Consider the following 14,484-nt stretch of genomic DNA (forward strand, 5'->3'; position numbering starts at 1 on the left):
CCGGATATGTTGTCGACATGCGTGTACTCGTGATCGGGCGCGGCCCGGTGGCCCGGGTACTGGTGACGTCGATGGCGCCGGTCCACGAACTGACGCTCGCGGTGCGCGAGCCCGCGGCCGATTCGCTGCTCGTCACGACCAACCGGCTGCGTGGGACTCGGAGCGCCGAACGTCGTGTGGGCCTGACGGCGATCGACGCTCCGGCCCGGGACTGGGACGTGGTGATCAGCACGGCATCACCCGCCGCGCCCGAGGTGGCCCGGCTGCTCGGCGCGTCCGCCACAGTCGCCGCGGTCACGCAGGTGCCGTCGGAAGTGGCGCGGCTGCGTGAACTTGCGGGCGAACGACCGTGGGGGCTGGTGGTCCCGGAGTTCTTCGCGGCGGAGGACTGGTGGTGGCAGCCGGGACGGTTCCGGTTCACGACCACCGGTCCCCCTTCGCTGCGTTCCCTCTTCGCCCGTCCACAATGGACTCGCCGCGCGTCTTCGGCCGCACCGCTGGTCTCCGCCGCGGGCATGATGCCGGTGGTGGCCGGACTCCAGGCTGCGGACTTCGACCTCACGGCGGCTCGCCGGGCCGCGCGGCCGCTGGCTCTCGCCGCGACCCAGGCCCGAAACGCGGTCGCGGCGGAGTTCGGAGTCCGCCGGCCGAAGGCGGTGCGCCCGGCCGCTGTCCGTGCCGCGCTGACCGTGTTGCCGCGCCTGGCACCCTTCGATGTCCGGCAGCACCTGCGAAACCACTTCGGCGGACACAGCGCGCAGACTGTCCGCATGCTGCACGACTGGATCGAGCTGGGACGACGGCACGATCTTCCGGTGAACGAGCTCGAAGCGCTGCTTCCCTCGGCGGTGGCCGGATGATCCACGACGCGCTCACCACCGCGTTGCCGGTCATGCGGGCGATCGGCGAGGAGACGCGGGTGCGGATCATCGGCGTGTTCCTCGAACGCGGCGGCTCCGCGACGGTCGGCGAAATCCAGACGGCACTCGAGCTGCCGCAGTCCACGGTGTCACGCCACCTGCGGATCCTGCTGGACGCGCACCTGCTGGCGGTCAGCCGCGCGGGTGCGCAACGCGTCTACCGCCTCGACGTCCCGGCCGGCGCCCTCGACGCTCTCGACGAACTCGTCGGCGAAGTGCGCCGGTGCCAGGCGGAACCGCACGCCTAGGGGTACAGCCGCGCCATCGCGCGGATCGTCTTTCCCATGTGTGTCACCAGTTCCGCCGGTGCCAGCACCTGCGCGTCCGCGCCGAGGCGCAGTAATCCCGCGGCGGCGTGGGGAACGCTTTCCAGTGGCACGCGAGCGCGCTGCCAGCCTTCGGCGTCCGGCGGTTCGAGCGTGCGCTTCACCAGCCGAGTGGCTCGCGGGCCCAGGATGTCCGGCAAGGCCTCGATTCCCGCCGGGGACAGCCGCACTTCGGCCGTCTCGCCCGCTTCGGCCTCCTCGTAGCTTTCGACGTTGGCGCGCCAGAACTCCGCCAGGTCGAACCCGGCCGGCCGGGTGAAGTGCTCGTCGAGCGGCCGCAGTTCTTCGATGTTCCCGACGCGGTAAGTGCGCACCTTCGGCCCGGCGACGAGGTACCAGACACCCGCCTTGAGGACCAGGCCGAGCGGGTGCAGCCGCCGCGTCACCACGCCCGGCGTCGGCGACCAGCGGCGGTAGGAGATCTCGACGACCTGGTCCTGCCACAGCGCTTCCGCCGCCGCGAGCAGCTGCGGCACCGGGTCGGCCTCGCGGTACCAGCCGGGCGCGTCGAGGTGGAAACGCTGCCGGATGCGCACCGACGCGTCCCGGTACGGCGTCGGCAGCGCCGCCATCAGCTTCAGCTCCGCCGCGGCCACCTGCGCGCCGAGGCCCAGTTCCGCGGCCGGCTGCGGCAGGCCGGTCAGGAACAGCGAGCCGGCCTCCCCCGCGGTCAGCCCGGTCAGCCGGGTCCGGTAGCCGTCCATCAGCTGGTACCCGCCGTCCGGGCCGGTTTCGGCGTAGATCGGCACGCCCGCCGCCGCGAGCGCTTCGACGTCCCGGTACACCGTCCGCGCGGTCACGCCGAGCTCGGCGGCCAGCTTCGCCGCGCTCATCCGGCCGCGGTTCTGCAGCAGCAGAAGCAGGGACACCAGCCGGCTCGCGCGCACCCCGGGGAGTCTGCCAGCGACCACTGACAAAAGGTGTCAGTGGTGGCGCCCCAGGATCACCGGCATGAACGACTTCGACTTCTTCATCGGCTCCTGGACCGTGACCAACCGGCGGCTCGCCAAGCCGCTCGCCGGCAGCGACGACTGGGACGTCTTCCCCGGCACTTCGACCTGCTGGTCGCTCTTCGAGGGCGGCGGCAACATGGACGAGATCACCTTCCCGACCCTCGGCAGCCGCGGCTGCACCCTCCGCCTCTTCGACGTCGAGCGCGAGGAGTGGTCGCTGTACTGGGCCAACAGCCGGTCCGGCGTGCTCCAGCCCCCGGTCGTCGGCACCTTCGCGGGCGGCCGCGGGGACTTCTACGGCGACGACACCCACGAGGGCCTGCCGGTCAAGGTGCACTACGCCTGGACCGGCATCGAGACGGCCACGCCGCGGTGGGAGCAGGAGTTCTCCGCCGACGGCGGCAAGACGTGGGAAGCCAACTGGGTCATGGAGTTCGCCCGCGCCTGAGCGGGCACCTTTTCGGGCGCTTGACACCGCGTCGCGCATAACGCACTTTGTTGCCGAAGACGCAACTTCGTCGCCCGGAGGGAACGCATGGCAGGACGGCCCCGGGTGGTCGTCGTCGGCGCCGGCCTGCTCGGCTGCGCGCTCGCCGACGAGCTGACCGAGCGCGGCTGGACCGACGTCACCGTGCTGGGCGGCGGCGAGGCGGACGACCACCCGGGGCTGGTGTTCCGGACCGACGCCGACCGCACGCTGACGGAGTTCGCGAAGTACACCGTCGAGAAGTACGCCGGCCTCGACGGCCAGTGGTGCTTCAACCCGGTGGGCAGCCTCGAAGTGGCGACCACGCCGGAGCGGCTCGAAGAGCTGAAGCAGCGCCGCGGCTGGGCGACGTCGTGGGGCGTGCGCGCCTACTCGCGCACGCCCCGCGAGTGCGCCGACCTGCACCCGCTTCTTGACGGAACCCGGGTGCTGGGCGGGTTGCACGTCCCCGGCGACGGCCTGCTGCACGCGCGGCGCGCGGCCGAAGCGCAGGCCCGGCGAGCGAAGGCCCGGGGCGCGCGGTTCGCCGCCGAGGACGTCGTGGCGGTCGACCGGTCGGGCGGGCGCGTGACCGGCGTCGTCACCGCGGCCGGGCGGTACCGCGCCGACGTCGTCGTGTCGTGCGGCGCGGGACTGTTCGCCGGCCTGACCGTCCCGCGGGTGCCGCGGACCCACGAGTACGCGACCACCGGACCGCTGCCGGAACTCGCCGGGGACAACGACGAACACGTGCAGGCCGGCAAGCCCGTGCTGCGCCACCTCGACTCCGGGATGTACGTCCGCGAGCACGTCGACCGGCTCGGCGTCGGCGTGACCGCGGCAGCCGAGCTGCTCCCCGCACTCCGCGACGCCCGTTTCGAAACCACGACGACGGTGGTGCTCCCCGGCACCCCGGACGGGCGCCCGCTGCTCGGCGAGCACCCGGACCTCGACGGCTTCTGGGTGGCGGAGGAGGTCCGGCCCGAGCACTCGGCGGGGGTCGCGCGCGAACTGGCGCGCTGGCTCGTCGACGGGCAGCCGTCGCTGGCCCTGCACGGCTGCGACCTCGCCCGGTTCGCACCGTCGGCCCGGTTCACCGCGGAACCGATCCGAGCGAGCCCCTTCCACGAACGGCAAGTCGCGCTGGGTGCGCACTTCGCTTCCGCGGACGGCTGGGCGCGACCGGAGCGGTACCGGTCCGACGCCGGCGCGGAGGCGCGCGCGGCTCGGGAGCGCGTCGCGATGTTCGACCTGACGCCGGTGTCGCGGCTGGCCGTCACCGGTCCCGGTGCCTTGCCGTTCCTGCGGGCCATGACGACCGGCGATCCGGCGGAACCGGGCCGGGTTTCGGCTGCTCTGCTGCTCGGCGAAGACGGCGGGATCCGGGGCCGGCTGACCGTGGCCCGGCTGGGCCCCGAGCGGTTCCACGTCGGCGAGGGCGGGCGCCTCGACTTCGCCTGGCTGCGGCGGCACCTGCCCGGCGACGGCTCGGTGCAGCTCCACGAGACCACGCCCGGCACGTGCTGCGTCGGCTTGTGGGGACCTGACTGCGCGGAGACCCTGCCCGAACTGTCCACAACGGACTTTTCGGCCGAAGAGACGTATCTCGGCGATGTTCCGGTCGTCGCATTGCGACTGTCCACGGTGGGACTGCCGGGCTGGGAGCTGCACACGACGGCCGACCGGGGGCGGCGCCTGTGGGACACGCTGCGCGAGCGGGACATCGCGGTCGCGGGTTATCAAGCGTTAACCAGTCTGCGGCTGGAGGCCGGCACTCCGGTCGCCGGCGTCGACTTCACCACCGAGCACGACCCCTACGAGGCCGGGCTCGGGGCCGCCGTCCGGATGGACAAGGGGTATTTCCTGGGCCGCGACGCACTGGCGGGCCGGTCCGCGGCGACCGTCAGCCGGCGGCTGACCCGGCTGACGGCCGATTCGGCCTTACAAGGTAAGGCGCCGGTCTACGTCGGCGGCAGACCTGCGGGGTACGTCACCAGCGCGGGCTACGGCCACACCGTGGGCCGGACTCTCGCGTTCGCCTGGCTGCCGGTGGAGCACAGCAGTCCCGGAACGACGGTGGAAGTCGAGCACTTCGGCACGCGCGTGCCCGGGAGGGTCGCCTGACGCACTACGACGTGATCGCGCTCTCCGGCTACTGCCCCAGCAACGTCGTCGCGAGCGCTTCCAGGTCGACACCCGCGACGCCGTCCAGGACGTGCCACGGCGCCAGCCAGCCCGACGCCGCCAGCTCGTCGTACACCGCCGCGCAGCGCCGCTGCAGGCCGTCGTCGGTCTCGAAGGCGTCGCGCTCGCGGTCGGTCTCGGCTTCCGCGCGGCGCTCGGCGCGCTCGGCCGCCACCGCGGGCGCGACCCGCAGCAGCAGGTGCGCGTCCGGGCGCGGCAGGCCGAAGCGGTCGACCTCGAGCTCCCACACCCACTTCACGACTTCGCCGGCCGCGTCCTGCCGCAGCCGCGCGGCCGCGTACGCCGCGTTGGACGCGACATAGCGGTCGAGCAGGACGACGTCGTGCGCGTCCCGCAGTGCGCGGATGTCGTCGGCCGCGCCGCTGCGGTCGAGCGCGTAGAGCACGGCCATGCCGTACACCGAGTCGGCGAGGTCGCCGTGCCCGCGGTGCAGCGCCTCTTTGACGAGGTCCGCGTGCACGCTCTTGCCGTAGCGCGGGAACGCCAGCGACGCGACGCTCACGCCCTTCGCGCGCAGCTGCGCCGTCAGCCCGTCGGCGAGCGTGCGCTTGCCCGCGCCGTCGAGCCCTTCGATGACCACCAGTCGACCCACGGACGTCACAGTAACCGGGTGCCGGTTGGTGGACCGGCGGGCTCGGTGGAAGGGGATCGACGCCGAGCCCGCCGGTTCGTCTTCAGGCGGAGATCCGCCGCAGGTGCAGCACGTAGCCGAGACCGCTGACGGCCAGGACGCCGACGAGGATCAGCAGCGGCACCCAGCCGGTGTCGTGCGCGGACGGCGCCGGGCCGCCGTCGCCGCGGGGCATCACCTGCGACGTCGCGTCGTAGCCGCCGGCCTCGCCTTCGCGGGCGTAGTCCGAGCCCGGGAGCTTGTCGGCGTACCGCGCCGCGACCGTGCGCTGATAATCGGCGACGTTAACGATCGTTCGCTCCGACAGCGACGTGAGCCGGCCGTCCCTTACGACGTACCAAGCGTCGACCTGCGGCTCGTGCAGCAGCTGCGCGCCCGCGGGCAACGTGCGGGCGTAGCCGCCCTCGACGTCGCCCGAGGCGATGTTGCCGACCTGCCAGGCGCCGTCGTCGCCGCGGACCGACCAGAGCGTCGCGGTCCGGCCGTCGGAGGCGCGGACGGGAACGGCGAAGTAGGCGAAGTCACCCGGCGCCGCGCCCGGCTTGCCCGCGACGAAGTCCGGCGAAAGCTCGTAGACGGGGTACGCGTCGGGCGTGACCTCGACCGTGACCGGGCCCCGCGCGTCCGGAGCCTGCGCGAAGAAGCGCACCAACGTGTCCTGGAGACCGGGCGCGGCGGCCGCGGTGTGCGCGGCCACGGCGTCGGCGCTGCTGATGCCGGCGGCCTGGGCCGCGCCTGACACCGGAGCCGTCATCAGCAGCGCCGCGCCGGTCAGCACGGCGAGCGCCAGCACTCGCCTGCTCATCGGGCGATCCCGGTGAGCGTGTGCGTCCAGGTGAACGACGAATTGTGGGTGTAGTAGCCGTAGGTCGACCAGTTGTAGCGCTTGGCCGGCCCCGGGTCACCCCAGAACACCCAGTTCCCGCGGGTGTCGTAGCCGTAGAGGACGTGCGCGTGACCACCGCCTGAGCGGTAGCCGACGCGGGTCTCAACCGGGCGGTCCGCCGCGGTCTGCGTCCGGACGTCGGCGTAGGAGATGCGGCGGTCGAGGTAGCGGCCGGGTGAAGAGAACCCGAGTTCGGCGAAGGCGCGCTGCGGGCCGGCGAGGGTGCCGGGCAGGTTCGCGCAGTCTCGGCCGGCTCCACCGTGAGCAAGCTGACAGAACCGCGTCTGGTCGACGGCGACGCCGTGGGCGGCCGCGATGGCGGCGCCGGCGGCGGCCCAGCACCACTGGGTCCGCTGTTGGGCCTGGATGGTGATCTGGGTCCGGTAGGTCGACGGCACTCCGGGCGCGGCTCCGGCGGTGACCGGGGCGACCAGGCACAACATCAGGCTCACCGCCAGTACGGCGTGGACCCGACTCGACTTCACCAGCACGGACGGCCTCCTGCTCGAACGTGGGCGAACCAGCGGTGGTCACAACGGTGAACAACGCGGTCACAAGGAGCAAGAACGCCATCCGGCGCAACGGACCGTTCCGGGGGACAGCCGGAACGCGGAACAGTCACCATAACGAGGCCAACCACCCTGAACGGGGGTCGGCGAGGGCACTCTACGCTGCTAACGTGAACGTTCCGCGGTGTTCACGCCCAGCGCACACACTGGTCGGGTGAAGGGACGAGCGGTGGCACAAGACGGGAACCTCCCACTGATCATCGATGGCGCCCGCACGACCCGGGCATCGGTCGCCGAGCTGCCGAAAGAGCTGACCGAGGCACTCCGCACCGGCGAGTTCCACCACGCCCTCAGACTGGCGATCGCCTACCGCGGCCTTTCGCTCGCGCGGCTGCGGGCGCACCTCGCGCTGCGCGGGGTCCAAATCGGACAGTCTACGCTGAGTTACTGGCAACGCGGGCTGCGCCAGCCCGAGGTGCCGAAGGCGCTGCCGGCGGTCCGGGCCCTGGAATCGGTCCTCCAGCTGCCCGCGGACGCCCTCGTGGTGCTGATCGGGCCGCGACTGGTCCGCCGCGGCCACCAGCCGGCGGCGTCGTTCCACGACCTGCGTTCCGGTGACATGGGGTCGATCGTCGAGGACCTGCTGGCCGAGCTCGGCGCGTACCCGTCGTCGAACCACTACAACGCCGACCTCGAGCTGCTGTCGGTCCACGACACGATCACGTTCGACGCGGAGCACCGCCAGGTCAGCCTGCGCACGCGGCTGGTGACGCGCGCGCGTCGCCACGGTCCGGACCGTTATCTGACGGTGTACAACGGCGATCCGGGCTGCCGGATCGACGACGTCGAGCTGATCACGGACGAGGGCTGCCGGGTGGGGCGGATGCGCCGCAACCCGGACGCGGACACGATGGCGACCGAGCTGCTGTTCGACCGCAAGCTCGCCGAGGGCGACATCCACGTGTTCTGCTTCGAGGTCCGCGACGACTCCGGGTCGGCGTCGCCGGGGTACTACCGGATGCTGCGCGACCGCTGCGCGAGTTACCTGGTCCAGCTGCGCTTCGACCGCAACGCTCTGCCGGCGCGGTGCACGCGCCAGGTCCGCGCGCGCGACGACGCCCTGCCGGTGGTGGCGGAGGAGCTGGCGTGCGACATGGGCGGCGTGAGCAGCGCGTTCTTCAGCGACGCCGGACCGGGACTGGCCGGCGTCGCCGTCGAGTGGAACTAGCGGAGCTTTCACGTGAAAGCTCCGCTCAGTGGCCGCGGTGCTTGCTTTTCGCCTTGGCTCGCGCGAGGGCGCGGCGGCGGGTCGCTTCGGCGGCCAGCCGACGTTTGCGGGCGGCCTTGTTTTCGATCGCCCGCTCAGTGACGGCGTGCTTGAGCGCGCGCTGGGCGGCGGTGCCGATGCCCTCGCCGTCGTAGGTCCGTTTGGGCCGTCCGGTCACCTTCACCGGCGGGGCTTCGCGTGCTTCGTCGGCGAGCCGCACGAAGTCGCGCCCGGCGGCGAAGGCGGCGAGCTCGGCGTTGTTCGGCTCGGCGCCGAAGATGTGCCGGGCGGCCCGGACCAGGCCGTCTTCGTGGATTTCGTAGACGCCGACCCAGAACCGGCCGTCGTGGTACAGCGTGAACACCCCGTGCATCGGGAACCTCCAGGCGTGACGGATCAGCCTGGCGCCACCGGTTTCCCTTGCCGGGACAACGAGCCCCGTCGAGGGGGCCGCCCGGACTACCTACCGGGCCGTGAGGTTCGTGAAGCCAAGAACGAGGTCGAGGTTACGCGGGTCCGCCGCCGATGCCGAGTTCGTTTCCCTCGGGGTCGCGGTAGATGATCTTGCGCACACCGTTGTCGTAGGTTTCGCGCTCGGCGGGTTCGATGCCGCGCGCGGAGATCTTGGCGACGCGTTCGTCGAGGTCGTCGACGAAGAGGGTGTGCAGGGCGAGGCCGGCCCGCTCGGGCCGGAGGACGACGTAGACGGAGCCGTGGTCGGTGACTTGCCAGAGGACTTCGGTCTCGTGCACGACGAACGTGGGCGGGGAGCCGAAGAGGCGTTCGTACCAGGCGAGGGCCCCGGCGAAGTCCCGGACGGCGATCCCGGCGAAGAGTTCGACGCTCACAGCACCTCGAATCCGTTGGCCTTGGCGGCATCTGCCTGACGCTCGTCACGGGTGACGAAGGTGACCGGCTCGCCGCCGGTGAGTTCGGCGGTGGAGTGCATCGCGACGGCGATGTGGATCGCGTCCAGGGTGCGCACCGGGTAGTTCTCGGTGACCAGCCGGCGCGCGGCGGGAATGACCCGGCTCGGGTCGAACGGGATGAGCACCAGCTCTCCATCCGGGGAGGAGAGGTAATCGAAGTGCGCGAGCATCGCCGCGGGATCGGGAATCCGGCCGGTCCGCTTGGCGGCTGTCACGGCGCCGGCGAACTCGATGCGGGTGAAGTCGCTGCTCACGACCGGGGAGTCCCCTTCAAGGAGAAGCTCGCGGAACCTGCCGTGCTCCGGCTCGTCCGCCAGGTAAGCCGTGACCAGCGCGCTGGTGTCGACGTACAGCACGGTCACCACTCCCCTCGGGTCCAGTCGAGCGCTTCGCTCACAGCCGTGCCCCAGCCCCGGGACAGGTCTTCGAGTTCGTCCAAAGTCGGCACGTGAGCCGGCGGCTCCACGTGCACGACCTTGCCTTCGGCAATCAGTCGCCGCTTCCATTCCGCTCGGGTTTCAGTCTTCGCCACAACGCCCCTCAACGCTTCCGTGACCAGGTCGTTCATGCTGCGCCCTTCGGCTTCGGCTCGCGCCTTCAGCCGGGCGTGCAGCTCGTCGTCGATCCTCGTGATCAACTGCTTCACCCATCAATGATAACACGTCACCCATTCGTGCTATCACTGTTCAGAGCGCAGAACAAAGGGCCGCCCCGAACACTTTCGGGGCGGCCCTGACCAGCGAAAACGCTAAAACCTCAGTACCGGTAGTGCTCCGGCTTGAACGGGCCTTCGACGTCCACGTCGATGTACTCCGCCTGCTCCTTGGTCAGCTTCGTCAGCTCACCACCCAGCGCGTCCAAGTGGATCTTCGCGACCTTCTCGTCCAGCTTCTTGGGCAGCCGGAAGACTTCCTTGTCGTACTCCTCGTGCTTGGTGAACAGCTCGATCTGCGCGATCACCTGGTTGGAGAAGCTGTTCGACATCACGAACGACGGGTGCCCGGTCGCGTTGCCCAGGTTGAGCAGGCGGCCCTCCGACAGCACGATGATCGTGTTGCCGTTCGGGAAGATCCACTCGTCGACCTGGGGCTTGATGTTGATGCGGCGGATGCCCGGGTAACGAGCGAGCCCTGCCATGTCGAGCTCGTTGTCGAAGTGGCCGATGTTGCCCAGGATCGCCTGGTGCTTCATCTTCGCCATGTGCTCGACCAGCACGACGTCCTTGTTGCCGGTCGTCGTGATGACGATGTCGGCCTCCGGCAGCGCGTTCTCCAGCGTGCGGACCTGGTAACCGTCCATCGCCGCCTGCAGCGCGCAGATCGGGTCGATCTCCGTCACGACCACGCGCGCGCCCTGGCCGCGCAGCGACTCCGCCGCGCCCTTGCCGACGTCGCCGTAGCCGCAGACCACCGCGACCTTGCCGCCGATCAGGACGTCGGTGCCGCGGTTGATGCCGTCGATCAGGGAGTGGCGGATGCCGTAGCGGTTGTCGAACTTCGACTTCGTCACCGCGTCGTTGACGTTGATCGCCGGGAACAGCAGCTCACCGGCCGCCGCGAGCTGGTAGAGCCGCAGGACGCCGGTCGTCGTCTCCTCGGTGACGCCGCGGATGCCCGCGCCGATCTTCGTCCACTTGTCCTTGTCGGCCGCCACCGAGCCGCGCAGCAGCTCGAGGAACACCTTGAACTCGTCCGAGGTGTTCTCGTCCGGGGTCGGGACGACGCCCGACTTCTCGAACTCGGTGCCCTTGTGCACCAGCATGGTGGCGTCGCCGCCGTCGTCGAGGATCATGTTCGGGCCCTCGCCGTCCCAGGTGAGCATCCGCTCGGTGCACCACCAGTACTCCTCGAGCGACTCGCCCTTCCACGCGAAGACCGGGACGCCCTTGGGCTCCTCGGCCGTGCCGTGCGGGCCGACGACGATCGCGGCCGCCGCGTGGTCCTGGGTCGAGAAGATGTTGCAGGACGCCCAGCGCACCTCGGCACCCAGCGCGACCAGCGTCTCGATGAGGACCGCCGTCTGCACGGTCATGTGCAGCGAGCCGGAGACGCGCGCGCCGCGCAGCGGGTAGACCTCCGCGTATTCGCGCCGCAGCGCCATCAGTCCGGGCATCTCGTGCTCGGCGAGGCGGATCTCCTTGCGGCCGAACTCGGCGGCCTCGAGGTCGGCGACGGCGAACTCGATGCCGTTGCGGGTCTGGTGCCGCTTGGCAACGCTTTCGGGGGTCATAGTGGCGATTCCTCCAAGACTCGATGACGTCCGAACACTACCGTTGTCCGCTCGACCTTCCCTAGGATCACGTAGGAGGCCTTTACCGTGCCCATGCCCGGCCCGGACACCCGCGTCGTCGAAATCCGCGTCGCCGGGCTGGTCGGCACCAGCGGGGAGACGCTGCTCGACGCGGTCGCGACCGTCGACGTCGCCGGCGACGGGCTGGGCCGCGTGATCCGCCCGGCCGACCGGCTGCGGCGCCCGGCGCCCGGGCCCGTGCTGCCGGCGCTGGGCCGGTCGATCCCGCGGACCCTCGAAGGCTACCTCTGGAGCGGCATGACGTCCGGGGGCGCCGCGAAGGCGACCTGGGCGCTGCTGTTCCCGTTCTCCCTCGCCAACGTCGCGTTCTGGATGCTGCCGCCGGCTCCGCCGGGACGCCGTCTCGCGCGCGGGCTCGGCGCCGTGTGCCGCGGCCTGCTGCGCGTCGGCGCCCTGCTGCTGACCATGCTGCTGATGGGCCAGCTCGCGACGATCGCGCTCGACCTGTTCGCCGCGCAGTGCCTCGCGCCCGGGTCGGGCTGCCTGCCCGCGGTCCCGGACGTCCTGCGCTCGGTACCCGCGCGGATCTCGGTGGGCGTGCTGCCCCTGCTGCTCGTGATCTTCGTCCTGCACCGGATCTCGAGCGCGACCTGGGCGGTGCACGCCGACGGCGACCTGACCGAGGGGCCGCTGCGGATGCGCGCCGACCCGGAGACGCCGGCGCTGCGCTGCCTGCACACCGTCGCGGCGCTGGTCTCGGTTGCCCTGCTGCTGCTCGGCGGGCCGTTCCGCGTGCCGGGGAACGTCTTCGACCTGGTCGTCTGGATCGTGACGCTGGCGCTGGTCGTCGCGACGATCGTCGCCGCCGCGATCGGCGTCGACACCGGCCGGTTCGCCCGGCCCGGCGTGATCGGGCTGGCCGTGGTGCTCGTCGTCGTGGCCGCGGTCCGGCTGCGGCCCGGCGCCGGCCCGCTGCCGGGCACCAACGGCGTCGTCGAAGGGCTCGGCGCGGCGCTCGTCGCCGTCACGGTGCTGTTCGCGCTGTTCCTGCTCCCGGCCGCGCTGCTGGCCCGGCCGAGCTGGGAGCACAAGCCGCGCCGGCTGCGGCCGTGGCTCGGCGGCTGGGCGGCCGCGCCGGTGCTCGCGCTGGCCGGGCTGCTCGGCGGCGGGTTCGGCGCGGGGCTCGCCGAAGCCGTCCGGCGGCTTTCCGGGGCGGAACTGCTGACGGTCCCGAACACGTACCTGCTGGTCACCGTGCTGTGGGGCGCCGGGCTGGCGCTGGCCGCGGTGCTCGGCGTGCTCGGCTTCGCGGTCGCCGTCCCGTTGCGCCGGCTGCGCCGCGGCGTCCCGGAGATCGTCACGCTGATGGAGCACGACGAGCGTCAGGAAGCCCAGGCCGCGGCCGCGTGGGCGCGCTCGGCGTGGGAGCGGCGGCACCTGCACCACCTCGCGCTGACGGTCGCGTCCGCGATGTCCGCGGGCGGCGCGGCACTGCTCGTGCTGCGGTTCGGGTTCGGGCTGGTCCCCGGCTGGTTCGGGCCGCTGTCCGCGATCGGCGTCGTCGCGCTCGGCGCGCTGGCCGCGGGCCTGCTGCGCGTCGTCTACACGGCCGCGCGGACCCCGCAGCGCAGCCGGCACCTCGGCGCCCTGGCCGACCTCGTCTGCTTCTGGCCGCGGGCCGCGCACCCGACCGTGCCGCCCTGCTACGCCCTGAAGGTCGTCCCGGAACTGGCCGCGCGGGCGCGCGAGCACCTCGCCGAACCGGGGACGCGGGTGGTGCTCTCCGGCTACAACCTGGGCAGCCTGCTGACGGTCATGGCCGCCGCGCGGCTCGCGGCCGAACTGCCGGAGGCCGACCTCGAACGCGTCGGCGTGCTCACCGCGGGTTCGCCGCTGCAGTGGGGCTACCAGCGCGCCTTCCCGGCGCTGCTGCCCCAGGAAGCGCTCGAGACGCTCTTCGCCGACCTCGACGGCCGGTGGCGTGCGCTGTGCCGCGGCACCGACATCTTCGGCGGCGGCGTGACGACGTGGCGCCACGAGGTCTCCGACCGGCAGCTCTTCGGCGTCGGCTACCAGCCCGAAGGCGGCATCGGGCCGCTGAAGGCGAAGGCCGACGCGAACGGCGTCCTCATCCTCGGCGGCGACCACTGGCTGCCGGACCCGCTGCGCGGCCCGACCGGGCGTCACCGCTGGGCGCCGGGGGTGCTCAAGCACCAGGACTACGTCGTCGACGCCGAGTGGGACCACGCCGTCGCGATGGCGGCCGGGCTCGGCAAGCCCACCGGCGGTGAGCAGGGCCTGCTCTTCGGGGACTTCCCCCTGAAACAGTGAAGGCCCCTCGCCGGAGCGAGGGGCCTTCGACCGCGAGCTAGCTCAGCTTCACTCGGAAGCCTTGCGGCGGAACTTCAGCAGCGCGAGCAGGCCGCCACCGCCGAGGATCAGCAGGGCCGCGATCCAGACCAGCCACATGTTGTCGAAACCGGTGTTGGCCAGGCCGCCGCCGGTGCCGGACTCGTTGCCCGCCGGCAGGACGGCCGCACCCGTGGTGCTGGTCGGCGCCACGGTGGTCTCCGAGGAGGCCGGAGCGCTCGGCTTCGTGGTCTCGGTCTGCTTGGTGGTCGGCGGGGTCTTGGTCTCGGACGGCTTCTCGGTCTTCTTGCCGCAGAGGTACCAGTGGTTGATGTCGGCCTGGTGGCCGTTGCGGCTGAACGGCGCGCGCAGGTCGTTCCACGGCGCGGACTTGTCGAGGCCCTTGGCGCCCGGGGTGTAGTCGTTGAAGCCGTCGTCGCCACCGACGACGACGATGCGCGTGACCGTGACGCCCTCGTGCACCTCGGAGATGTTGAGGCGGTTCTTGACGATCTTGAACTCGACGTCGCTCTGCTTGAGGTCCGTGCCCTTGGCGCACGGCGTCGCCTGACCCGGCGTCGGGTGCGGGCGGGTGTCGTCGCTGTGGCAGGCCAGCGCGGAGCCGGCGGTGCCGATGAGGGCGGCGGTGGTCAGCGCCATGATCGCGACGGCGCCACGGATGCTACGTCTGCGCATTCAGAACTCCTGTAACCGGCGGGGGAGAGAGCACTAGCGAAATCTGGGGTCGCGAAGCCACCGAGCGTGTGAATCACGCTGCTGTAATTCACCCGTC

16 protein-coding genes are annotated in these 14,484 nt (G+C 71.7%); 6 read left to right on the plus strand and 10 right to left on the minus strand.

Annotation, left to right across the window (positions count from 1 at the left end; genetic code table 11):
- Positions 1-17: 17 nt before the first annotated feature.
- Positions 18-860 (plus strand): hypothetical protein, encoded by an 843-nt coding sequence (locus BLV96_RS15195; protein ID WP_091389192.1) that lies wholly within the window; start codon positions 18-20, stop codon positions 858-860.
- Entirely contained in the window at positions 857-1,168 is a 312-nt protein-coding gene (locus BLV96_RS15200; protein ID WP_086677702.1) for an ArsR/SmtB family transcription factor, read from the plus strand. The genes BLV96_RS15195 and BLV96_RS15200 overlap by 4 nt, the downstream gene beginning before the upstream one ends.
- Here the strand turns inward: BLV96_RS15200 and BLV96_RS15205 are convergent.
- On the minus strand, positions 1,165-2,133 hold the full coding sequence (locus tag BLV96_RS15205) for a helix-turn-helix transcriptional regulator (RefSeq protein ID WP_086677701.1): 969 nt from the start codon (positions 2,131-2,133) through the stop codon (positions 1,165-1,167). The two genes, BLV96_RS15200 and BLV96_RS15205, sit on opposite strands and share 4 nt — an antisense overlap.
- A gap of 64 nt (positions 2,134-2,197) precedes the next feature.
- Here BLV96_RS15205 and BLV96_RS15210 point away from each other — a divergent pair, with 64 nt between their 5' ends.
- Together BLV96_RS15210 and BLV96_RS15215 are read left to right on the plus strand one after the other, a co-directional pair.
- Entirely contained in the window at positions 2,198-2,647 is a 450-nt protein-coding gene (locus tag BLV96_RS15210) for a hypothetical protein (protein ID WP_086677699.1), read from the plus strand.
- Between the two features lie 87 nt (positions 2,648-2,734).
- On the plus strand, positions 2,735-4,789 hold the full coding sequence (locus tag BLV96_RS15215) for an FAD-dependent oxidoreductase (RefSeq protein ID WP_086677697.1): 2,055 nt from the start codon (positions 2,735-2,737) through the stop codon (positions 4,787-4,789).
- Positions 4,790-4,817: 28 nt separating this feature from the next.
- On the opposite strand, the gene BLV96_RS15220 is transcribed toward BLV96_RS15215, so the two are convergent.
- From BLV96_RS15220 to BLV96_RS15230, 3 genes are all read right to left on the minus strand, one after another.
- Positions 4,818-5,471, minus strand: a complete 654-nt coding sequence (locus BLV96_RS15220) for a dTMP kinase (RefSeq protein WP_091389195.1) — start codon at positions 5,469-5,471, stop codon at positions 4,818-4,820.
- 73 nt (positions 5,472-5,544) lie between these two features.
- Positions 5,545-6,306, minus strand: a complete 762-nt coding sequence (locus BLV96_RS15225; RefSeq protein WP_086677696.1) for a hypothetical protein — start codon at positions 6,304-6,306, stop codon at positions 5,545-5,547.
- Positions 6,303-6,878, minus strand: coding sequence for a papain-like cysteine protease family protein (locus BLV96_RS15230; RefSeq protein WP_086677694.1), 576 nt, complete (start codon positions 6,876-6,878; stop codon positions 6,303-6,305). Before BLV96_RS15230 ends, BLV96_RS15225 begins: the two co-directional genes overlap by 4 nt.
- A gap of 247 nt (positions 6,879-7,125) precedes the next feature.
- Between BLV96_RS15230 and BLV96_RS15235 the strand changes: the two genes are divergently transcribed.
- Positions 7,126-8,124, plus strand: coding sequence for a hypothetical protein (locus tag BLV96_RS15235; protein ID WP_003085563.1), 999 nt, complete (start codon positions 7,126-7,128; stop codon positions 8,122-8,124).
- A 25-nt stretch (positions 8,125-8,149) separates the two neighbouring features.
- Here the strand turns inward: BLV96_RS15235 and BLV96_RS15240 are convergent, their stop codons facing one another.
- The 5 genes from BLV96_RS15240 to ahcY all read right to left on the minus strand — a co-directional run bounded on the left by BLV96_RS15240 (position 8,150) and on the right by ahcY (position 11,321).
- Positions 8,150-8,536 carry a YjdF family protein gene (locus BLV96_RS15240; RefSeq protein ID WP_086677692.1) on the minus strand — a complete coding sequence of 129 codons (387 nt, stop codon included), beginning with the start codon at positions 8,534-8,536 and terminating at the stop codon, positions 8,150-8,152.
- Positions 8,537-8,669: 133 nt separating this feature from the next.
- Positions 8,670-9,011 (minus strand): VOC family protein, encoded by a 342-nt coding sequence (locus tag BLV96_RS15245; RefSeq protein ID WP_086677690.1) that lies wholly within the window; start codon positions 9,009-9,011, stop codon positions 8,670-8,672.
- Complete coding sequence (locus tag BLV96_RS15250; RefSeq protein WP_086677689.1) at positions 9,008-9,457, minus strand: PIN domain-containing protein; 450 nt, start codon at positions 9,455-9,457, stop codon at positions 9,008-9,010. The genes BLV96_RS15245 and BLV96_RS15250 overlap by 4 nt, the downstream gene beginning before the upstream one ends.
- Entirely contained in the window at positions 9,451-9,738 is a 288-nt protein-coding gene (locus tag BLV96_RS15255; RefSeq protein ID WP_086677687.1) for a FitA-like ribbon-helix-helix domain-containing protein, read from the minus strand. Before BLV96_RS15255 ends, BLV96_RS15250 begins: the two co-directional genes overlap by 7 nt.
- A 110-nt stretch (positions 9,739-9,848) precedes the next feature.
- The gene (ahcY, locus tag BLV96_RS15260; protein ID WP_086677685.1) at positions 9,849-11,321 is read right to left on the minus strand and encodes an adenosylhomocysteinase; all 1,473 of its coding nucleotides are present in this window, start codon (positions 11,319-11,321) and stop codon (positions 9,849-9,851) included.
- 93 nt (positions 11,322-11,414) lie between these two features.
- Between ahcY and BLV96_RS15265 the strand changes: the two genes are divergently transcribed.
- Positions 11,415-13,673: a hypothetical protein gene (locus tag BLV96_RS15265; protein WP_086677683.1), complete on the plus strand. Its 2,259-nt coding sequence runs from the start codon at positions 11,415-11,417 to the stop codon at positions 13,671-13,673.
- A gap of 48 nt (positions 13,674-13,721) precedes the next feature.
- On the opposite strand, the gene BLV96_RS15270 is transcribed toward BLV96_RS15265, so the two are convergent.
- Positions 13,722-14,387, minus strand: a complete 666-nt coding sequence (locus BLV96_RS15270) for an LPXTG cell wall anchor domain-containing protein (RefSeq protein WP_086677681.1) — start codon at positions 14,385-14,387, stop codon at positions 13,722-13,724.
- Positions 14,388-14,484 lie beyond the last annotated feature (97 nt).

Source organism: Amycolatopsis pretoriensis (genome assembly GCF_900107925.1).
Lineage (GTDB): Bacteria > Actinomycetota > Actinomycetes > Mycobacteriales > Pseudonocardiaceae > Amycolatopsis > Amycolatopsis pretoriensis.